The sequence below is a fragment of the Lentzea guizhouensis genome (assembly GCF_001701025.1).
GTDB lineage: Bacteria > Actinomycetota > Actinomycetes > Mycobacteriales > Pseudonocardiaceae > Lentzea > Lentzea guizhouensis.
On sequence record NZ_CP016793.1, the window covers coordinates 283,719 to 302,942 of the forward strand.

Sequence of the window (19,224 nt, forward strand, 5' to 3'; positions counted from 1 at the left end):
GGTCTGCCTGGTGCGGGCCTGGGCAAAACGGCATGCGCCGCACACGACAACACGGGCACACTTCGAGCCGTGTGGCCGTTCGTGGGAAGGCGGCGGGAGCTCGCGGACGTGATGGCCGCGCTCACCGGGCCGGACGGGAAGGGCGCCGCACTCGTCGGACCGGCCGGAGTGGGCAAGACCCGGTTGACCGACGAGATCGCCGAGCGCCTGGAGCAGACCGGTTTCACGGTACGGCGCAGCTACGCGACCGTTGCGACATCAACGATCCCGTTCGGGGCGGTGGCCTCGTTGCTGCCCGCGGACATGCGCACCGCGAACCCCCTCGGGCGCGCGGTCGAGCACCTGCGCACCGAACCGGCGCCGCTGGCCATCGTCGTCGACGACGCCCACCTGCTCGACGACGCGTCGATCGGCTTGCTGCACCACGTGATCCGGCATGGCCACGCACGCGTGCTCGTCACCTCACGTCCGGGTGAACGTGCCGAGCTGTGGCGGGAAGGGCTGCTGCAACGCCATCCCGTCGGCTACCTGTCCCGTGCGGAGTGCGACGAGCTGCTGGAGCAGGTGTTGCACGGCCCGGTGGACACCCGCTCGGCGACCTTGTTGTGGACCGGCAGCACGGGCAACCCGTTGTACCTCAAGGAGCTCGTGGCCTCCGGATGCGCGGTCGGCTCGTTGCGCGCGCAGGACGGCGTCTGGTCGTGGCACGGCGCGATCGAGCTCGCCGGCCGGCTCGGCGAGCTCGTGCGGGAGAACCTCGGCCGCCTCGACCCCGCGCACCGGCACGCCCTGGAGCTCCTCGCCTACTCCGAGCCGGTCGAGCTGGACCTGCTGGCGTCGTTGGTCGTCGAGGAGGCGCTCGACGACTTGGAAACACGTGCGCTGATCCGCGTGGAACCTTCTGGGAGCCGCACGGTCGTGCGGCTCGGACATCCCTTGTACGGCAGGCCTCTTCGCACCACATGCCCGGCCTCACGCGCGCAGTCGCACCAACGCGCGCTGGCCGCCGCACTGGAAGCAACGGGCGCACGCCGCCGTGAAGACTTCATGCGCATCACGACGTGGCGGCTCGGCAGCGGTTGCCCCATCTCGGTCGACCTGCTCGTCGCAGCCGCGGAGCAGGCGTGGGCGGCACGGGACGTGACACTCGCGGAACGCCTGTGCCGCGCGGCCGTCGCGGCGGGCGGCACCAGCCAGGCCGGCCACGTGCTCGGCCAGGTCCTGATGCACGGCCGCGCACCGGCCGAGGCGGAGGCGGCGCTGGCGGAGGTCATGGCCGGGCCGTTGTCGCCCGCGGACCTGGGCCGGCTCGGCGCCACCCGGTCGATGAACCTGCACTTCGGGCTCGGCGACGCGGAGGCGGCGGCCGCCGTGCTGGACGCCGTCGACGTACCCGGTCTGCCGGCGGACCTGAGCGACTGGCTGAAAGTCGTGCGTGTGACCGAAGAAGCCCAGTTCCGTCACGTCACGCACGTCCTCGACCGCACGTACCAACCCGTGGTGCCGCGGTTGTCCATCCACATGCGACACAACCGTGCGTTGTCGCTTCTGCATGCGGGCCGCTATCGCGAAGCAGAGGAGGAGATCACCGGTTATGAGGCGGAAGCGTTGGCGTTGAGCGAGGAAGTCCCGACGCTGTACAACGGTGCGATGCGCATGCGTGCCTTCTGCCGCGCGTTCGCCGGTCGTCTCACCGAAGCCGAAGAGCTCGCACGGCGCGTGCGGCACACACTTATTGAAGAGTCAGGCTGGACGTTCAGCGGCACCTCGCTCGCCAGCGTGCTCTCCTACTGCGCACGACTGCGCGGCCATGGCACCCGAGCTCTGCGCCTTGCCCGTGAAGGCACTCCAGGGCCGGCACATCCGCTGGTCTTCGACACGATGGCGCTTTCCGCATTGGCCAGTGCCGCCGCCGTGTGTGGTGACACCTCCCTCGCCGCAGACGCACTCGCACGCGCCGAGAAAGCTCGTCGCCCCGCTTGGCGGCTGACCGGTACGTCCGTGCCCATCGCCCGCGCCTGGGTTCTCGCCGCCACGGGTGACATCCGCGCCGCTGCCGACACGGCTCTGGCCGCCGCCGACGACTGCGCAGCACTCGGCCTGCGCTGCGGCGAAGCCATGGCACTGCACGACGCCGCCCGCTTCGGCATCGACACGTCCCTGCGCCTGGCCGTCCTCACCACGACCATGGACGACCCGCTGACCCGTGCCTACTCCGCGCACGCCACCGCACTCGCCCGCTGCTCCCCCGCGACGCTCGAGGCCGTGGCCGCCGGTTTCCACCGCCTCGGCGTCACCCTCTACGCCGCCGAGGCCCTCGCCTCCGCCCCCGCCTGCACCGCGCCCGGCAACGCCCGCGCCGCCTCCCAGGCCTCCGCCCGCCAGGCCCTGCTGATGCGCGACTTCGACGCCGTGCACACCCCGGCCCTGCGCGCCGACGACCTCACCCACCTCACCCGCCGCCAGGCCGAGGTGGCACGCCTGGCGACGTCCGGCCTCACGAACCAGCAGATCGCCGCGCGGCTGCACACGTCCAAGCGCACCGTCGACAACCACCTGCACGCGATCTACGGCGTGCTCGGCGTCACGGGCCGGAACGAGCTGCGTGCAGTGCTGGGGCGTGTCCCAGGGCACTCATGAGTCCGGGCCGGGTCTCCATGTGGAGTCCCGGCCCGGCTCGTGTCCGCGGTCGTTCGCGAGGAACGGTCAGTCGCGCGTCCGGTCGCGCGACTCCTTCTCGGCCATGCGCTGGAGCTCGTCCATGTCCGGTGTGAGCAGGTCGTCCGCCGTCCGGGCCAGCACGGTTTCGGCCTCCGCCTCCGCGGCGGCCTCGGCCTCGGCTTCCTCGGCGGCCTTCAGGCGCTTGTCGGAGCGGCGGACCGCCCAGACGGTGGCGACCAGGGCGATGGCCATCAGCGGGTAGCCCATGCCGAGGCGGGCGACGGCCAGCCAGCCGACCTGGTCCTCCTCGTAGAGCCAGCGCTGCACGACGAAGCGGGCGAAGAAGACGAGCGCCCACACGAAGGTGGCGATGTCGTAGTCGCGGACCGAGGCCTTGTCGGAGCGCCAGGAGCGGTCTCTGCCGTTGAGGAACGTCCAGATCACGCCGGCGAGCGGCCGGCGCACGATGATCGACAGCAGGAAGGCGCTGCCGTAGACGACGCTCTGCCAGATGCCGAACAGGAAGAAGCCCTTGGCCTCACCGGTCTTGTAGGCGATGAACGCGGCGATGCCGACACCGAAGACGGCGGAGATGGCGGGCTGGATCGTCCCCTTGCGCACGGCCAGCACGACGCCGATGACCACGGCGGCCGCCAGGGCGCTGATGATCGCGGCCATGAGGTTCTTGGCGGCGAAGTTGACGATCACGAAGACGACGACGGGCAGCGAGGAGTAGAGCATTCCGCTCACTCCGCCCATCTGCTCGAGGACGGTGGGCTGCTTTTCTTCGGTCTTGGCTGAAGTCATGAAGCGATCTGCAACTCGTAATAGGGGTTGTAGAGCACCTTGCGCCCGTCGCGCACGGCGATGCGGCCACGGGCCTTGATCGTCCGACCAGGCTCGATCCCCGCGATCCGGCGGCGGCCGAGCCAGACGAGCGTGACGCCCTCGGTGCCGTCGTAGAGCTCAGCTTCCAGGGTGGCGGCCGCGTCCCGGGGACAGAGCTCCACGCTCCGCAGCCTGCCGAGGACGGTGACCTCCTCACCGGACTTGCAGTCACAGGCCTTCACCGCGCCGACGGCCTCCGCTTTTCGCGACAGGTCGTCCGCGTCGAGCTCGGCGACATCGCTGGTCAAGCGACGCACCAAGCGGTGCCAATAGCCGCCCATCCCCGACTCCTGCATTGCTCTGGTGGCCCGTGGTGTGGGCCGTCTGACAGTGAGGGTACGCACGAGGGCCGACAATCTCGGCCGTGCCTGTCGAGACAGTCGTCCTGCTGCCCGGTACCGCCTCCGATGCGGTTTTTGTCCGTTCCGTCTTCGCGGACCCGTTGTCGCAGGTCGGCGCCGTGATTCACACTCCGCACGTCCGCACACTCAGTGAACGGTTGACGGCGCTCGAAAATGCCGCCGGAGAGCACCCGATCGTGGTGGGTGGCGTCTCGCTCGGCGCGCACGTCGCCGCGTCGTGGGCGGTCCGCAACCCGGACCGGTGCGCGGGGCTCGTGCTCGCCCTGCCCGCGTGGAACGGCACCCCGGACGGCGCACCCGCGGCGCTCGCGGCCAGGGCCAGTGCGGGGATCGTTGCGGCGCACGGGGTGGACGCGGCACTCGCGGGCACGTCCGGCTGGCTGCGCCACGAGCTGCACCGCGCCTGGCACGGCTACGGCGACCAGCTCGTGCCGCACCTCACCGAGGCGGCCGGGTCCGCCGCGCCCACCCTGGAGGAGCTGAGGTCCCTCGACGTGCCAACGGGAATCGTCGGGTGCGTCGACGACCCGGTGCACCCGGTCGGGGTCGCGCGGGCGTGGGCGGAGGCACTGCCCCGCGCCGTGCTGGTGGAGACCACCCTGGACGCCTACCCGCACGCGCTGGGGCGTGCGGTGCAGGCGTGGCAGGAGGCGAAAAAAGAGGCTTAGCCCTGTTGCTGCTGGATCTGCCGGGCGATCGCCTCCGGCAGCTCGACGGGCAGCGGGGTGCGGGGTGGCATCGGCTGCTCGCCGCGCACGACCACGGTGCCGCGGATCATCTCGCGCAACGCCTCGGCGTTCTGCGCGAAGTGCTCCTCGGGACCGGCGGCGACACCGCGCAGCATCCAGCGCGGGCCGTCGATGCCGACGAAGAGGATCTGCACGCCCTGGTTGCGCGCGGTGATCTCCTCGCCCCACTCGCCGTTCTCGCGGTTGATGCGGGCGCCGTCCTCCTTGAGGCCGACGATCAGCTCGGCGCCGACCTCCTTCCAGAGGCCGCCGGACTTCGGCGCGGCGAACGCGCTCACCGTCAGCTGGCCGACGGGCGTGAGGATGTGCACCGCGCGCACGGAACCGCTCTGCTGGTCCATCTCGACCTGCAGCTGGGCCTCTTCCGGCATCGGCAGCAGCACCGAACCCAGGTCGAGCCGCTGGACGTCGTCCTTCGGCGCGACCGTCGAGTCCCACGGGCCCACGTCGTCGAAGTCCTCGTCGTGCTCCGAGCCGGTCTCGACCCCGCCAGCGGAGTGACGACCGCGCTTGCGGCGCCTTCCGAACATCCCTTACCCCTCGGTCTCTGTGAGTGCTGTGCTGGCGAGCACCACGTGCCCGCCGGTCGAGCCGTAGCCGCCCGCGCCGCGTTCCGTCTCCGGCAGCGCGGTGACCTCGCGGAACACCGCGTGCTCGACGCGTTGCACGACGAGCTGGGCGATCCGGTCGCCGCGCGAGAGCGCGATCGGCTCACGCAGATCATGGTTCACGAGGCAAACGCGGATCTCACCGCGGTAGCCGGAGTCGATCGTCCCCGGCGTGTTGACCACGCTCAACCCGACCCGCGCGGCCAGTCCGGAACGGGGGTGCACGAAGCCCGCGTACCCCGCCGGCAGCGCGATGGCGACACCGGTGCCGACCACGGCGCGCTCACCTGGTGGAATGACCACGTCCGACGTGGTGACCAGATCGGCGCCCGCGTCGCCGGGACGGGCGTAGGCGGGCAGTGGAACCCCCGGATCGAGCCGGGTCAGCAACACCTCGACGCTGGACACGGCGGCCGAGATTACCCTGACGACGTGAGTGAGACTGCCGTGACCGCCACTACGACCTTCCGCGAGCGCCTCTACGTGACGTGGTGGATCTGGCCGCTGCCGCTGCTGGCGGCCGCGCTGCTGGCCGCCGAGGTGCACATGGGCTTCCCCGGTGTGCGCTCGTGGCTGCCGTACGTGGTCCTGCTGCCGCTGACCGTCTTCCTGATCATCCGGATGGGGTCGACCACGGTCGAGGTGTCCGGCGGCGAGCTGCGGGTCGGTGAGGCGCACATCCCGCTGGAGATGCTCGGCGAGGTCGAGGTCATCGGGCCGGACCGCCGGCGCGCCGCGATGGGCCGTGAGCTCGACCCCGCGGCGTTCGTGATGCACCGCGGCTGGATCAAGCCGATGGTGCGGGTGCGTGTGACCGACCCGGAGGACCCGACGCCCTACTGGATCGTCAGCACCCGCCGGCCGGAGCAGCTCGCCGCCGCGCTGAAGAGCGGTGTCACGAAAGGCTGATCCCGGGAAGCCTGGTCAAGACACCACTGGGCGCCACCCGTGCGGGTGAGCGCCCAGTTCGGTTTCCCGGCCGACGGCGCAGCCGTCAAGCACGGGGGTCAGGCACAGTCGCGGCAGATGTACGTGCCGCCGTTGTCCTCTGCGAGCCTGCTGCGGTGGTGCACCAGGAAGCACTTCGAGCACGTGAACTCGTCGGCCTGCTTGGGCAGGACCTTGAAGGTGAGCTCCTCACCGGACAGGTCGGCGCCGGGAAGCTCGAAGTTCTCCGCACTCGCGTCCTCGTCGACGTCGACGACGCCGGACTGCGTCTCGTTCCGCCGGGCCTTCAACTCCTCGAGGGAGTCCTCAGCGAGTTCGTCCGCCTCGCTGCGACGCGGCGCGTCGTAGTCGGTCGCCATCTTCTTCACCCCTGCGGTCTACGGAGACTGTTCGTGTCGCTGGTTAACGCTCCAGCGCCCTCTTTTGTGCCCCACGTCAAGGTGACGTAGGTCTCCTGCACGCGGTGGCAAGCCAACCCCCTCGACGAGACCGTCGGGCTTGATCCACATGTGTGCGGAGCGCGCAGAGGGTAGCTCATTGCCCGAGTGTCCCGGCATCGGGTTACCCCTTACCGACCGGACGGGTGACACAACCTTTCTACGCTGGACCGATACCCTGTGCGGGAGCACCTCCGGCTCGGCGTGCAACCTCGCACCGGGCCGGTACCGTCCTGACTGTGAGCGATCAGGCCGGTGCGCTGGGTCACGCGTGCCGAGGCGCGCGCCGACAGGGCAGGGCCTAGGCTGATCACAGGTACGGACACGGGGAGGGCACCGGACGTGGGACCCGCATCGGGAAGCTTGACGCCGTACAAGCGGCGCCGGCCCATACCCGCGCTCGTCCTGTTCACGCTGCTGCTGGTGAGCTCCGTGTTCGTGTGGGTGAAGGTGCTCGGCAACGCCAGTGACGTGGACGCGGCCATCAAGTGCAACGCGCCCGGCGGCACGGCGGTCACGGCGTCGGCCGACCCGGCCGCTCCCGCCGCCGCCGACGCGCCGCCGCCCGCACTCGGCACCGTGCTGGAGCACGACGCGCTGGACCGCACGAACCCGGTCCCGGTCGGCGACGTGAACTTCCGCGTGGTGAACGCCTCGACGCAGCGCAACCACGCCAAGGCCGTCGCGGTGATGCTGACCGAGCTCGGCATGAAGCAGGCGGCGGAGCCCGGCAACGACCCGGTCTACCCGGCCGGTGACATGACCTGCCGCGGTCAGCTCCGCTTCGGTGCCCCCGGCGCCCAGGCGGCCCGGACGTTGTCGCTCGTCGAACCGTGCCTGGAGCTCGTGCGCGACGACCGCCAGGACGCCACCGTCGACGTGTCGATAGGGAAGAAGTTCGACGAGGTCAAGCCGAACAGCGCGGCGCGCAAGGTGCTCGACCAGCTCACCGAGTGGGCCGACCAGCAGCCGGACCAGCAGGGCGGCCAGGTCGCCGAGCCGAACCCGCCGACGCTGAACGCCGACACCGTGGCCGCCGCCCGCGAAGTGACCTGCTGACCCGTTCGTCCTGATCTACCCGTGCGACCGGCCGGCGGGCGCTACCGTGCGCCGGTGGCTGTCGATCTTCTGCCCGGCGAGCAGGTGCTCTGGCAGGGCGCCCCGGTGCGCCGCACGCCGTTCCTGCGCACCGACTCCCGGTGGCTGTGGTTCCACCTCAAGTTCGACCTCGGACTGCTGGTGCTCGTGGCGGTGGTGGTCGTCCCGCTGGCGCTGTGGTGGGACGACGACCTGACGTTCCTGTGGCCCCTGGTCACCGCCTGGGTCGCGATGGACGTGCTGCGCGTGGCCGAGCCGTTCATCTGGCGGTACCTCACGCTGCCGCGCACCACCTACTACGTGACCGACCAACGGGTCGTGGCCGTGCGCGGCAGGCGGGTGCGCACCACTCAGCTCGGCTCGATCGACGAGCTGAGCGCCGCGGTGGCACCGGACGGCTCGGGGCACGTCAAGATCGACCGGCGGATCTCTCCGGACGGGTTCCTGCAGGCGACGGTGGCCGAGCTCATCCACGTGCCGGACGCGCGTGAGGTCGTCATGCTGCTCTCGACGTTGACTGGCCAGCAAGCGTCTTACGTTGACTGAGTCAACCTCGATGTTGACTCAGTCAACGTGTACGGACGTGTGCAGTACAGGTGAGCTAGACCTTGCCGAAGCCCGACTCCGCGAGCGCCGCGTACATCTCGTCCGCCACCCCCGGCGCCGCCGCGAACGTGGCGTCCTCCCCCAGCTCCGGGGACGTCCCCGGCAGCCGCACCACCGCGCCCGCCTCGGCCGCGATCAGCCCGCCCCGCCCAGTCCCAGCGGCCCAGGCCGTGCTCGGCGTAGGCGTCGAGGCGACCGGCGGCCACCGAGCACAGGTCCAGGAGGCGGCACCGGCCCGGCGCAGGTCGCGGACGCGGGTGGACATGGCGGCCCAGGTGTCGGCCTGGCGCTGGCGCCGTTCGGCGCGGTAGGCGAAGCCGTAGCCGAGCAGGGACAGCGACAGGTCCGTGGTGGCCGACACCCGCAGCGGTGTGCCGTCGAGGAACGCGCCGTGCCCGCGCGCGGCCGTCCACATCCGGCCCGTCGCCGGTTCGAACACCGCGCCCGCCACCGACTCGCCGTTGAGCTGCGCGGCGATCGACACCGAGTACCAGGGGATGCCGTAGAGGTAGTTGACGGTGCCGTCGATCGGGTCGACCACCCAGGTCAAGCCCTCGACGACGGTCCCGCCCTCCTCCTCGCCGAGCACCGGTTCGCCGGGGCGCGACTCGGACAGACGCGTCCGAACGAGTTGTTCCGAGGCGCGGTCGGCTTCCGTCACCACGTCGGTGGAAGTGCTCTTGGTGTCGAAGGACACGACAGCGGACGCGCGCATGCGCTGAACGAGCGCGCCTGCTTCCCGTCCGATGGCCGCGGCGATGTCAACGAGTGGCCGGGGATCGAGCACGACCGGTTCCCTCCTGCGTCACTAGCACGGGACTATCGGACAACGTCAGGCTAATGTCTGCGCACCACGGTTACTGAATCGAGTAGGAAGGACCACGGGGCATGGGCATCACCCGCGGGTTCGGTGTGGACATCGGCGGCTCCGGCATCAAGGGCGGGCTGGTCGATCTCGAAGCCGGCGCACTGGACGGCGAGCGCATGCGGATCCCCACGCCCCAGCCCTCCACCCCCGACGCGGTGGCGGACGTCGTCGCCGAGATCGTCGAGAAGTTCCAGTGGGAGGGGCCGGTCGGCGTCACGCTGCCGTGCGTCGTCAAGCACGGCGTCGCCCTGAGCGCCGCGAACGTCGACAAGGGCTGGATCAACTGCGACGCGGCCGCGTTGTTCGCCGAGCGCCTCAAGCGCAGGCCCGAGGAGGTCGTCGTGATGAACGACGCGGACGCCGCGGGCCTCGCCGAGATGTCGTTCGGCGCCGGTGTCGGCAGGAACGGCACCGTGGTGCTGCTGACGTTCGGCACCGGGATCGGCAGCGCGGTGTTCCTCGACGGCAAGCTCGTCCCGAACACCGAGTTCGGCCACCTCCAGGTCGACGGCCACGACGCGGAGACGCGCGCGGCGGCGTCGGTGAAGGAGGAGAAGGGCCTGTCCTGGGAGGAGTGGACGCCGCGGGTGTCGCGGTACGTCAACGTCCTCGAGGACCTCATCTGGCCCGACCTCGTCATCGCCGGTGGCGGCGTGAGCAAGAAGGCGCACAAGTGGTTGCCGCTGCTCGAGGTGCGCACCGAGGTCGTCGCCGCGGCGCTGAAGAACGACGCGGGCATCGTCGGCGCCGCGTGGGCCGCCGCGCATGGCATCCGCCCGTAACGGGTAACCGACACCGAAACGTGTCCGTCGCTCTCGACTCGATCTAGCTGCGACAACGCAGGTGGGAGCGCCTCGAACAGCCTCGGGGCGCAACACCGCGTCACGGACGTCGTTACAATGGAACGCACACCCGCCAGTCAAGATCGGCGGGGAGATCCCCTGAACTCTGGCGACCGAGGTTTCGCGCCCTCTGGTCAGCCTTGAACGACCGTCGCGAAAGGGCGTACGTGGCAGCCGCAGAAACCGCAACCCGACGCTCCAGCTCCGCCGCGAGCGCCGCCAAGACCTCCAAGTCGACCGCGGCCGGCGAGGCCGAGGAGACGACGAAGCGCAAGACGACCGCTGCGGCAGCCAAGAAGCCCGCCGCAGCCAAGGCCGCCGGCGCCAAGACCACCCGTGCACCGCGCAAGGCCGGTGCCAAGGACGCGCCCGCCAAGGGCGGGCCCAAGAAGGCCGGCGAGGGCGACGAGCCCGAGGACATGGAAGGCGCTCCGGGCGAAGGTGACCTGGAGGACGTCGAACTGGTCGACGAGCCGGTCGTGGACGAGCCCGAGGAGGCGGAGGACCCCGAGAACAAGGGTGACTTCGTCTGGGACGAGGAGGAGTCCGAGGCCCTGCGCCAGGCGCGCAAGGACGCGGAGCTCACCGCGTCGGCCGACTCCGTCCGCGCCTACCTCAAGCAGATCGGCAAGGTCGCCCTCCTCAACGCCGAGGAGGAGGTCGAGCTCGCCAAGCGCATCGAGGCCGGTCTCTACGCCGCCGAGCGCGTCCGCCGCTCCGAGGAGGAGGCGGAGAAGCTCACCCCGCAGCTGCGCCGCGACCTGCGCTGGATCGTCCGCGACGGCGAACGCGCCAAGAACCACCTGCTCGAGGCGAACCTGCGTCTCGTCGTGTCGCTGGCCAAGCGCTACACCGGCCGCGGCATGGCGTTCCTGGACCTGATCCAGGAGGGCAACCTGGGCCTGATCCGCGCCGTCGAGAAGTTCGACTACACCAAGGGCTACAAGTTCTCCACGTACGCCACTTGGTGGATCCGGCAGGCGATCACCCGCGCGATGGCCGACCAGGCCCGCACCATCCGCATCCCGGTGCACATGGTCGAGGTCATCAACAAGCTGGGTCGCATCCAGCGCGAGCTGCTCCAGGACCTGGGCCGCGAGCCCACCCCGGAGGAGCTCGCCAAGGAGATGGACATCACGCCGGAGAAGGTGCTGGAGATCCAGCAGTACGCGCGTGAGCCCATCTCGCTGGACCAGACCATCGGTGACGAGGGCGACAGCCAGCTCGGTGACTTCATCGAGGACTCCGAGGCCGTCGTCGCGGTGGACGCCGTCTCGTTCACGTTGCTGCAGGACCAGCTGCAGTCCGTGCTCGCGACGCTGTCCGAGCGCGAGGCGGGCGTCGTCCGGCTGCGCTTCGGCCTCACCGACGGCCAGCCGCGCACGCTCGACGAGATCGGCCAGGTCTACGGCGTGACGCGCGAGCGCATCCGGCAGATCGAGTCCAAGACGATGTCGAAGCTGCGTCACCCGTCCCGTTCGCAGGTTCTCCGGGACTACCTCGACTAGGTCTTACCCAGTCATACGCAGGCGACCCCGCACCGGTTCGGTGCGGGGTCGTCGTGTTTCGCGAAATGAGTACCCCTGTACTCATGTGCCCCCAGCGCGCACAGGACAGCATCAGTGTGCAGCTGTGCCGGAGGGGTGCACAGGAACGGTTCCGCACAACGGAACAAGGGGGAGCAACACCATGGGAAGGTCAGTCCTCGAAGGGGCGTTCTCACTGCTGGACAAGCTGGTGGACGAGGGTGAGCTGGGGCTCACCCAGCTCGCGGACCGGTGCGAGATGCCGAAGACGACGGTGCACCGCCTGCTGGACCAGATGGAGGCGCTCGGCGCGGTCGAGAACGTGCGCGGCCGCTACCGGGTCGGCGCGCAGATGTTCCGGCTGGGGCAGGCGTGGGAGCCGGTGCCGGGGATCCTGCGGGTGGCGCGGCAGCCGTTGCGGGCGTTGTCGGCGACGATCAGGACGTCGACGATCCTCGCGGTGCCGCGGCGGGACCGGGTGCTGGTGGCGGCGGCGAGCATCGTGCGGGCCGAGGACGTGGTCCGGTTGCGGCCCGGTGCCACGGTGCCGGCGGGCATGGCGTTCGTCAGCGCGCCTGTGCGGACGCCCACCAGCGTCGTCGTCGGCACCGTGTCCGCGGTGCTGGACAGCGGTCGCAGCGCCACCGCGTTGCGCGAGGCGGTGGGGCACGCGGCACGGGCGATCAGCGCGGCGCTCGTGAGCTGAACGGAGCAGTCGATCACGGTTCCGCGTCCGAATCGTGGGACGTTCGTGACCTGTTCGCTGCGGGCGGACAAGGGCAACCGATATCACACTCCCGGCTGCACGCAACCGACCGAATGGCCCGAAAGTGCTGCTCCACCAGCACGTTCATGGTTGCGCTCGGTACCTGTCAAGACGGTGAACCGGTAGGAAACTCATGTGTGAGCCTGCGTCAGGTGGGTAAATCGGAGAGTGACGCGAGTCGCCACGCACACGGGAACACTGACTATCGCCAGAACGTCTGTCAGAGTGGAGCCAGCGAGCACCGCGCACCAAGCCAGGGGCGCTGTGGTCGCAGCTTGGTAAGAGGGCAGCGGAACACAACGTTTCGTTGCTGGGACGGAGGGAGATTCATCATGACTGCAGCACTCACCCGCCCCGAGTTGACCGCTGCCGACCGCTGCGACCGCTGCGGGGCTGCTGCCCAGGTTCGCGCCTTGCTCCCGTCCGGGGGCGAGCTGCTGTTCTGCGGGCACCACGCTCGCGCGCACAGTGAGAAGTTGCGCGAACTCGCTGCTGAGATTCAGCAGGGCTGACTTCCACCCCACCTAGCCGCTCGGGGCGGAGATCCGGCTGGATCTCCGCCCCCTTCGCTTTTCTCGAGCGGTCTGGGGGCTAGAGAGCGTCCAGCACGGGTTCGAACGCGAGCTCGGCCGCACCGATCAGCTTCGCGTCCCTGCCCAGCGGCGACGTCACGACCTGTGTGCCGCCGACCGCGCGGGACACCAGGCTGCGCTGCTGCACGACGGAGCTGACCGAGTCGACGACCGACGCCGGCAACGCCGTGTAGAGGTCGCCCAGCACGACCAGCTCGGGCCCGAGCACGTTGACGATGTTCGCGAGCCCCAGCGCGAGCCAGCCGGCGAACCCGTCGAGCACCGACGTGTCGACCAGCGCCCGCAGCTCCGCGACGACGGCGCCGCGGGGCGCGTCCTCCGGCAGCCCCAGTGCCCGGCACAGCGCCGGCTCGCCGACCTCGGTCTCCCAGCAGCCGTCGCAGCCGCAGTAGCAGCGCCGCCCGGTCGGGTTGACCACCATGTGGCCGAGCTCGCCGACGTAGCCACCGCTGCCGCGCAACGGTTGCCCGGACAGGATCACGCCACCGCCGACTCCCACGTCCGCGGAGATGTAGACCATGTCGGACGACTCGCGCGCGGCACCGCGCACGTGTTCGGCCAGCGCACCGAGCTCCGCGTCGTTGCCGACCCGCACCGGCATCTTGAGCACGGCCTCCAGGCGTTTGCCCAGGGCCACGTCCGACCAGTGCAGGTTGGGCGCCTCGTGCACCATGCCGTCCGACCGCCGCACGACCCCCGGCACCGACACGCCCACACCGACCGCGGTCACGTCGAGCTCGTCCGCCATCAGGCGCGCGGAGTCGACGATGTGGGTGATGACCTCCGCCGGATCGCTCGTCCGGTTGTGCAGGTTCCAGCTGTCCCGCCCGAGGATCTCCCCTCCGAGGCCGACGAACCCCATCGCCACCTGCTCCACCCGCACGTCGATCGCGATGACGACCGCGGCCTGCGGCTGGGGCAGGACGAGCAGCGACGGGCGGCCCGCTCCGCTGCGCTGAGCGGGCACGCGTTCGGCGACGACGTCGACCTCGGCGAGGCCGTCCACCAGGGCCTTGATGGTGCTGCGGTTGAGCCCGAGCTCCGCCGCGAGCGAGGCCCTGGTGGACGGTCCGTCGACGTGCAGGCGGCGCAGCAGCGCCGTTCTGTTGTGCCGCCGGATCTCGTCGGGGCGGGTGCCGGACGTGGGTCCGGTCACCGTCCGGAGACCGCCGCGCGCTTACGGGACAGCGCATCCACGCTGGCCGCGAGCAGCAGCACCAGGCCCATGACCATCGCGACGACCGCGGCGCCCTGCTTGAGCAGGCCCAGGCCGTTCTCGATGACGGCGATGACCGCGCCACCGATGACGGCGTCCCGCAGGCGGCCCTTGCCACCGAAGAGCGACGTGCCACCGATGACCGCCGCGCCCACCGCGAACAGCAGCGTGTTGCCGCCACCCGCGGACGGCGCGACCGAGCCGACCTTCGAGGAGTACACGATCGCGCCGATGGCCGCGGCCGACGAGGCGATCACGAACACGCTCATGCGGATCTTCGGCACGTCGATGCCGGCCCGGCGGGCGGCCTCGGCGTTGCCGCCGACCGCGTAGACGTGGCGGCCGTACTTGGAGCGGTCGAGCACCAGCGTGCCGATCACCAGCAGCGCGAGCACGATCGGCACCACGTACGGCACACCCGCGATGACGAACGTCGGGTTCACCGCGCGGTTGAGCGTGAGCAGGTAGGTGCCGGCGGCGCTGAGCACGACGACGATGGCGACCTGGATCAGCACCAGCGAGGTCGGCTTGGCGACGAGGCCCTTGCGCAGGCGCGAGAAGTGCCGCGTGAGCACGATGGCGGCGTAGCCACCGGCGGCGAGCACGAACAGCGCCCAGGAACCGAAGGTGTCGAGGTTGCCGTTGGCGACGTTGAACAGGACCTTGCTCTCGCGGATGGCGAGCGTGCCGCCCTGGCCGATCAGCTGGAGGATCACACCGCCCCAGGCGAGGAACAGCGCCAGCGTCACGACGAACGACGGGATGCCGACGCGTGCCACGAGGAAACCGGTGATGCAGCCGATCGCGGTGCCGACGGTGAGCGCCAGCAGCATCTCGATCCACGGGTTCGGCGGCACGCCCAGCAGCATGATCACCGGGCCGACCGCCGCAAGCGCGGCGCCCACCCACAGCCGCATCCACGCGGCCGCGGCGACGGCGAGGATCAACAGCACGACGAAGATGTAGAAGACGGTGTCTCCCATGCCCTCCATCAGGTTGCCGTTGCGCACCAGGTGCAGCGCCATCACCGAGGCGGCCACACCGGAGGCGGTGCCCGCGGACAGGTCGATCTCGCCGAGCAGCAGCACGAAGACCAGGCCCATCGCGATGATCACGATGCCGGAGCCCTGCTGCAGCAGGTTCGCGATGTTGTTCAGCGTGAGGAACACGTCGGAACGGACGCTGAAGAAGATCACCAGCACCAGCAGGCCGAGCAGAGCGGGCAGGGCGCCGAGGTCGCCGCCCTTGACCTTCGCGACGTAGTCGCGCAGCGCCTCGCCCGTTGACCGCGACGTGGTGTCGATGCCGAAGTCGGAGATGGCGCCCTCTTGCTGAGGCGCCTTCTCGTTGGTGTCAGTCATGTCCAGGTCCTCAGATGGTGGCGGCTTCAGGACGGGCGATGCCGAGGTCGCCCGAGCGACCGGCGGTGATCAGCTCGACCACCTGTCCGTGCGTGACGTCCTTGGTGGGCAGCTGGGCTGCCATGCGGCCGAGGTAGAGGCACGCGATGCGGTCGGAGACCTCGAAGACGTCGTTCATGTTGTGGCTGATCAGCACGACGCCCAGGCCGTTCTCCGCGAGCCGGCGCACCAGGTCGAGGACCTGACGGGTCTGCGCGACACCGAGTGCCGCGGTCGGCTCGTCGAGCATGACGACCTTGCTGTCCCACAGCACGGCCTTGGCGATCGCGACGGTCTGCCGCTGACCACCGGACAGCGACGACACCGGCGTGCGGACCGACTTGACCGTGCGGACGCTCAGCGAGGCCAGGGTCTTGCGCGCGGCCTGCTCCATCGACGCCTCGTCGAGCAGTCCCGCCTTGCCGCGTTCACGGCCGAGGAACATGTTCTGGACGATGTCGAGGTTGTCGCACAGCGCGAGGTCCTGGTAGACGACCTCGATGCCGAGCTGGGCCGCTTCCTTCGGGCCGTGGATGTTGACCGGCTTGCCCTCGAACAGGACCTCACCGGAGTCCATGCCGTGGATGCCGGCGATGGACTTCACGAGCGTGGACTTGCCGGCGCCGTTGTCGCCGACGAGCGCGGTGACCTCGCCCGCGCGCACCGTGAAGTCGATGTCGTGCAGCACGTGCACTGGACCGAAGCTCTTGTTGACGCGGCGCAGCTCGAGAATCGGCTCGCTCATCGTGAAGCTCTCCTTCGTGCTTCAGCGGCGGGGGCACGCGTGGCCCCCGCCGCTGTGAGCTGTTACCGAGTTACTTGATGCCGAGCTGGTCGCAGATGGCCTTGACGTCGGCGACGCAGACCTCGGACGCCTTCACCGCACCCGCGTCGACCACGGACTTGACCTTGTCCTTGGTGATCAGCTGCGCGGACAGCAGAACCGACTTCACGTCGCGGTTCGACTTGGTGTCCTTGGTGGTGTCCTTGGCGAGGGCGTCGGCACCGGCCGTGTCACCCTTGGCGAGCGCGGCGGCCAGCTTCGCGGTGGCCTCCGCCTCTTCCTTGATGGGCTTGAAGACGGTCATGTACTGGTCGCCGCGCAGGATGGCCTGCAGGCCGTCCGGGGTGGCGTCCTGGCCGGTGACCGGCACCTTGCCGTTGAGGCCGACCTTCTTGAGGACCGTGATGACCGCGCCGGCGAGGCCGTCGTTCGCGGCGACGACGCCGTCGACCTTGCCGCCGTTGCCGGTCAGGATCTGCTCGAAGACCTGGCCGCCCTTCTGGTTGTCCCAGCCGTCGATGGCCTGCTGCTGGACCAGCTTCAGCTTGCCCGAGGCGTACAGCGGGTCGAGGACCTTGCGCTGGCCCTGGGTGAAGAGGGTGGCGTTGTTGTCCGTCGGCGCGCCCTCGATCTCGATGACGTTGGCGCCGTTCGGAGCGCTCTGCAGCGCCTGGGACAGACCCTGGCCCTGCAGCTCGCCGACCTTGACGTTGTCGAAGGACACGTAGTACTTCGACGTGCCGCCGAGGTTCAGGCGGTCGTAGTCGATGACCGGCACGCCCTGGGCGTCGGCCTTGGCGGCCACCGCGGCACCGACGCTGCTGTCGGGCGAGGCGATGATCAGGACCTTGACGCCGGCCGAGAGCATGCCGTCCGCCAGGGTCGAGAACTTCTGCACGTCACCCTGGGCGTTCTGGATGTCCGGGTCGAGGCCGTTGGCCTTGAGGGCCTCGGTCAAGAGCGGCTTGTCGAAGCCCTCCCAGCGGGCCGAGGTCGCGGTCTCCGGCAGGATCACGCCAACCTTGATGCCCCCGCTAGCCGAGTTCGTGCTGGTGCTGCCTCCACCGGAGGACGTGTTGGCGCCACACGCCGAAACCGCCAGGGCGAGGCCCGTGGCGACGGCGATGGAAGCGAGGCTCTTGCTGCGCATCCGCCATCCCTTTCACTGCGCTGTGTCACAGAGAATGTTGTGGCGCACAACGTATGCCCGACATATGCGTGACCGGAACCACACTGGATCGATTAAGTCGTCACGATGCGGTAACTCCGTCGTCATTTGGCTACCCACCGTTGTGAGAGCGTTACCAACGCGCTACGGCAACCGGTGCTGATATATCGGATATCAGTTACTGAGGGATGGATCCACGACCTGGCGCACCATCCTGCGGACGGCGTCGGCGTCCGGTCGCGCCTGCCGGTCGGCGAACAACAGGTGGGCGCTGCCGACGAGCATCGGCGCGAGGCCTTCGACGTCGACGCCGGACCTGACCCGGCCGTGCCGCTGCTCCGCTTCGAGGTAGGCGGCGATCAGCTCGACCGCCTCGGTGAGCACGGGCACGCCCGCCGGCCACGTGTCACGCAGCCGGGCGCGCAGCTCGTCCCGGAAGGTGAGGAGCGCGACGACGGCGACGGCGACCGAGCTGAAGACCGCGGTGATCGCCTCGGTGAGGTTGCCGACGACGTCGCCGTCGCCCGCGGTGAGCTCCTTCAGCCGGGCTTCCGTCCTGGTCGCGCGGTCGAGCACGAACTCGGCGAGGAACGCGTCGAAGTCCGCGAAGTGCCGGTGCAGCACGCCCTTGGCGACACCGGCGGTCTCGGTGACCGCGCGGCTGGTCAACGCGCTGGGCCCGCCGCCGGTGAGCACCCGCTCGGCGGCGTCGAACAACTGCTCGCGCACATCACGCAGATGCACCCCGGTCGGCACGGCTCGCGTCTCCACTCACTCGGTCGGCGGTCAGGTCGCCCGGTTCACGGTATCCGGGACGAAAGTGGGCGAACGCCCACTAGGGTGGGCACATGCCCACTCCAGCTGGATGGTCCCAGAGCTTCGGCTCCGAGGCCGAACGGTACGACCGCACCCGCCCGCCCTATCCGGCCGAGCTCGTCGACCGTATCGCCGACCGGATCGCCGCCGCCGGTCCCGGCCGTGACGTGCTCGACGTCGGCTGCGGCACCGGCATCGCCGCCCGCCAGCTCCGGGCGGCGGGCTGCACCGTGCTCGGCGTCGAACCCGACGAGCGCATGGCCGCCTTCGCCCGCGACACCGGTGTCACCGTCGAGACGGCGACCTTCGAGGCGTGGGACCCGGCCGGCCGCAGGTTCGACGCCGTCGTCGCCGGGCAGTCGTGGCACTGGGTCGACGCCTCGGCCGGACCCGCCCAGGCCGCGCGCGTGCTGCGGCCGGGTGGGTTGTTCGTCGCGTTGTGGCATGTGTTCGCCCCGCCGGAGCCCGTGTCGCGAGCCTTCGCCGAAGCCTTCCAGCGGGTCGTGCCCGACGCACCGTTCCAGCTGCCCACCTCACCGGAGCAAGCCGTGACGAGCTACGAAGCCGGTTGCACGCGCACCGCCGAGTCGTTCTTGGCCACCGGCGAGTTCACCGAGGCCGAGCAGTGGAGCGCCTCCTGGGAGCACAGCTACACGACCGGCAGCTATCTCGACTTCATGCGCACCACGGGCGCGCTCACCGCACTGCCACCGGACCAGGTCGCCGTCGTCACCGATGCCGTCGGCACCGCCGCCGAAGCCCTGGGCGGCAGCTTCACCACGAGCTACTGCACGCTCGCCGTCGCCGTCGTCCGCAGCTGACCGATATATCGCATATCAGCCAGCCGGCCGGCATCTCGTACACCGGACATCGGATGTTGCCTGGTCA

At 70.1% G+C, this 19,224-nt stretch carries 21 protein-coding genes; 10 read left to right on the forward strand and 11 right to left on the reverse strand.

Annotated elements, in window-relative coordinates; all coding sequences use genetic code 11:
- Positions 1–69: 69 nt before the first annotated feature.
- Entirely contained in the window at positions 70–2,640 is a 2,571-nt protein-coding gene (locus BBK82_RS01335; RefSeq protein ID WP_065913339.1) for a LuxR C-terminal-related transcriptional regulator, read from the forward strand.
- A gap of 66 nt (positions 2,641–2,706) precedes the next feature.
- On the opposite strand, the gene BBK82_RS01340 is transcribed toward BBK82_RS01335, so the two are convergent.
- Together BBK82_RS01340 and BBK82_RS01345 are read right to left on the reverse strand one after the other, a co-directional pair.
- Positions 2,707–3,468 carry a DUF3159 domain-containing protein gene (locus tag BBK82_RS01340; protein WP_065913340.1) on the reverse strand — a complete coding sequence of 254 codons (762 nt, stop codon included), beginning with the start codon at positions 3,466–3,468 and terminating at the stop codon, positions 2,707–2,709.
- Entirely contained in the window at positions 3,465–3,845 is a 381-nt protein-coding gene (locus tag BBK82_RS01345) for an OB-fold nucleic acid binding domain-containing protein (RefSeq protein ID WP_083267724.1), read from the reverse strand. The genes BBK82_RS01340 and BBK82_RS01345 overlap by 4 nt, the downstream gene beginning before the upstream one ends.
- 68 nt (positions 3,846–3,913) lie before the next feature.
- Here BBK82_RS01345 and BBK82_RS01350 point away from each other — a divergent pair, with 68 nt between their 5' ends.
- A complete protein-coding gene (locus BBK82_RS01350) occupies positions 3,914–4,579 on the forward strand; it encodes an alpha/beta fold hydrolase (protein ID WP_237047992.1) in 666 nt (221 codons plus the stop codon).
- Here the strand turns inward: BBK82_RS01350 and BBK82_RS01355 are convergent.
- Entirely contained in the window at positions 4,576–5,190 is a 615-nt protein-coding gene (locus BBK82_RS01355) for a DUF3710 domain-containing protein (RefSeq protein ID WP_065913343.1), read from the reverse strand. The two genes, BBK82_RS01350 and BBK82_RS01355, sit on opposite strands and share 4 nt — an antisense overlap.
- Before the next feature lie 3 nt (positions 5,191–5,193).
- Positions 5,194–5,676: a dUTP diphosphatase gene (dut, locus tag BBK82_RS01360; protein ID WP_065913344.1), complete on the reverse strand. Its 483-nt coding sequence runs from the start codon at positions 5,674–5,676 to the stop codon at positions 5,194–5,196.
- 24 nt (positions 5,677–5,700) lie between these two features.
- Between dut and BBK82_RS01365 the strand changes: the two genes are divergently transcribed.
- Positions 5,701–6,177, forward strand: coding sequence for a DUF3093 domain-containing protein (locus BBK82_RS01365; RefSeq protein WP_065913345.1), 477 nt, complete (start codon positions 5,701–5,703; stop codon positions 6,175–6,177).
- Positions 6,178–6,275: 98 nt separating this feature from the next.
- Here BBK82_RS01365 and BBK82_RS01370 read toward each other — a convergent pair whose 3' ends face one another.
- Positions 6,276–6,575, reverse strand: a complete 300-nt coding sequence (locus tag BBK82_RS01370; protein ID WP_030474775.1) for a DUF4193 domain-containing protein — start codon at positions 6,573–6,575, stop codon at positions 6,276–6,278.
- A gap of 501 nt (positions 6,576–7,076) precedes the next feature.
- Between BBK82_RS01370 and cei the strand changes: the two genes are divergently transcribed.
- Both cei and BBK82_RS01380 read left to right on the forward strand, forming a co-directional pair.
- Positions 7,077–7,712: an envelope integrity protein Cei gene (gene cei, locus BBK82_RS01375; RefSeq protein ID WP_237047993.1), complete on the forward strand. Its 636-nt coding sequence runs from the start codon at positions 7,077–7,079 to the stop codon at positions 7,710–7,712.
- Between the two features lie 54 nt (positions 7,713–7,766).
- Positions 7,767–8,297, forward strand: coding sequence for a hypothetical protein (locus BBK82_RS01380; RefSeq protein WP_154696984.1), 531 nt, complete (start codon positions 7,767–7,769; stop codon positions 8,295–8,297).
- Between the two features lie 55 nt (positions 8,298–8,352).
- Here the strand turns inward: BBK82_RS01380 and BBK82_RS01385 are convergent, their stop codons facing one another.
- Positions 8,353–9,144: an inositol monophosphatase family protein gene (locus tag BBK82_RS01385; protein WP_335618035.1), complete on the reverse strand. Its 792-nt coding sequence runs from the start codon at positions 9,142–9,144 to the stop codon at positions 8,353–8,355.
- Positions 9,145–9,245: 101 nt separating this feature from the next.
- Between BBK82_RS01385 and ppgK the strand changes: the two genes are divergently transcribed.
- The 4 genes from ppgK to BBK82_RS53655 all read left to right on the forward strand — a co-directional run bounded on the left by ppgK (position 9,246) and on the right by BBK82_RS53655 (position 12,871).
- Positions 9,246–10,007: a polyphosphate--glucose phosphotransferase gene (gene ppgK, locus BBK82_RS01390; protein WP_065913347.1), complete on the forward strand. Its 762-nt coding sequence runs from the start codon at positions 9,246–9,248 to the stop codon at positions 10,005–10,007.
- Positions 10,008–10,234: 227 nt separating this feature from the next.
- The gene (locus tag BBK82_RS01395) at positions 10,235–11,575 is read left to right on the forward strand and encodes an RNA polymerase sigma factor (protein WP_065913348.1); all 1,341 of its coding nucleotides are present in this window, start codon (positions 10,235–10,237) and stop codon (positions 11,573–11,575) included.
- Between the two features lie 181 nt (positions 11,576–11,756).
- Positions 11,757–12,299: a helix-turn-helix domain-containing protein gene (locus BBK82_RS01400; RefSeq protein ID WP_071812509.1), complete on the forward strand. Its 543-nt coding sequence runs from the start codon at positions 11,757–11,759 to the stop codon at positions 12,297–12,299.
- A gap of 392 nt (positions 12,300–12,691) precedes the next feature.
- The gene (locus tag BBK82_RS53655; protein ID WP_231642793.1) at positions 12,692–12,871 is read left to right on the forward strand and encodes a DUF7455 domain-containing protein; all 180 of its coding nucleotides are present in this window, start codon (positions 12,692–12,694) and stop codon (positions 12,869–12,871) included.
- Between the two features lie 79 nt (positions 12,872–12,950).
- Here the strand turns inward: BBK82_RS53655 and BBK82_RS01410 are convergent, their stop codons facing one another.
- From BBK82_RS01410 to BBK82_RS01430, 5 genes are all read right to left on the reverse strand, one after another.
- Positions 12,951–14,108: an ROK family transcriptional regulator gene (locus BBK82_RS01410; protein WP_065913349.1), complete on the reverse strand. Its 1,158-nt coding sequence runs from the start codon at positions 14,106–14,108 to the stop codon at positions 12,951–12,953.
- Entirely contained in the window at positions 14,105–15,529 is a 1,425-nt protein-coding gene (locus BBK82_RS01415) for a sugar ABC transporter permease (RefSeq protein WP_065913350.1), read from the reverse strand. The genes BBK82_RS01410 and BBK82_RS01415 overlap by 4 nt, the downstream gene beginning before the upstream one ends.
- A gap of 10 nt (positions 15,530–15,539) precedes the next feature.
- A complete protein-coding gene (locus tag BBK82_RS01420) occupies positions 15,540–16,313 on the reverse strand; it encodes an ATP-binding cassette domain-containing protein (protein WP_065913351.1) in 774 nt (257 codons plus the stop codon).
- Positions 16,314–16,383: 70 nt separating this feature from the next.
- A complete protein-coding gene (locus BBK82_RS01425; RefSeq protein ID WP_065913352.1) occupies positions 16,384–17,502 on the reverse strand; it encodes a sugar ABC transporter substrate-binding protein in 1,119 nt (372 codons plus the stop codon).
- A gap of 192 nt (positions 17,503–17,694) precedes the next feature.
- The gene (locus BBK82_RS01430; RefSeq protein ID WP_065913353.1) at positions 17,695–18,276 is read right to left on the reverse strand and encodes a TetR/AcrR family transcriptional regulator; all 582 of its coding nucleotides are present in this window, start codon (positions 18,274–18,276) and stop codon (positions 17,695–17,697) included.
- Between the two features lie 92 nt (positions 18,277–18,368).
- Here BBK82_RS01430 and BBK82_RS01435 point away from each other — a divergent pair, with 92 nt between their 5' ends.
- Positions 18,369–19,157 (forward strand): class I SAM-dependent methyltransferase, encoded by a 789-nt coding sequence (locus tag BBK82_RS01435; RefSeq protein WP_065913354.1) that lies wholly within the window; start codon positions 18,369–18,371, stop codon positions 19,155–19,157.
- Positions 19,158–19,224 lie beyond the last annotated feature (67 nt).

Excerpts from the sequence above, each read along its gene's own strand:
- BBK82_RS01340 (WP_065913340.1), bottom strand. The coding sequence starts at position 3,468 with ATGACTTCAGCCAAGACCGAAGAAAAGCAGCCCACCGTCCTCGAGCAG.
- BBK82_RS01345 (WP_083267724.1), bottom strand. The coding sequence starts at position 3,845 with ATGCAGGAGTCGGGGATGGGCGGCTATTGGCACCGCTTGGTGCGTCGC.
- BBK82_RS01355 (WP_065913343.1), bottom strand. The coding sequence starts at position 5,190 with ATGTTCGGAAGGCGCCGCAAGCGCGGTCGTCACTCCGCTGGCGGGGTC.
- BBK82_RS01370 (WP_030474775.1), bottom strand. The coding sequence starts at position 6,575 with ATGGCGACCGACTACGACGCGCCGCGTCGCAGCGAGGCGGACGAACTC.
- ppgK (WP_065913347.1), top strand. The coding sequence starts at position 9,246 with ATGGGCATCACCCGCGGGTTCGGTGTGGACATCGGCGGCTCCGGCATC.
- BBK82_RS01400 (WP_071812509.1), top strand. The coding sequence starts at position 11,757 with ATGGGAAGGTCAGTCCTCGAAGGGGCGTTCTCACTGCTGGACAAGCTG.
- BBK82_RS53655 (WP_231642793.1), top strand. The coding sequence starts at position 12,692 with ATGACTGCAGCACTCACCCGCCCCGAGTTGACCGCTGCCGACCGCTGC.
- BBK82_RS01415 (WP_065913350.1), bottom strand. The coding sequence starts at position 15,529 with ATGACTGACACCAACGAGAAGGCGCCTCAGCAAGAGGGCGCCATCTCC.
- BBK82_RS01420 (WP_065913351.1), bottom strand. The coding sequence starts at position 16,313 with ATGAGCGAGCCGATTCTCGAGCTGCGCCGCGTCAACAAGAGCTTCGGT.
- BBK82_RS01425 (WP_065913352.1), bottom strand. The coding sequence starts at position 17,502 with ATGCGCAGCAAGAGCCTCGCTTCCATCGCCGTCGCCACGGGCCTCGCC.
- BBK82_RS01435 (WP_065913354.1), top strand. The coding sequence starts at position 18,369 with ATGCCCACTCCAGCTGGATGGTCCCAGAGCTTCGGCTCCGAGGCCGAA.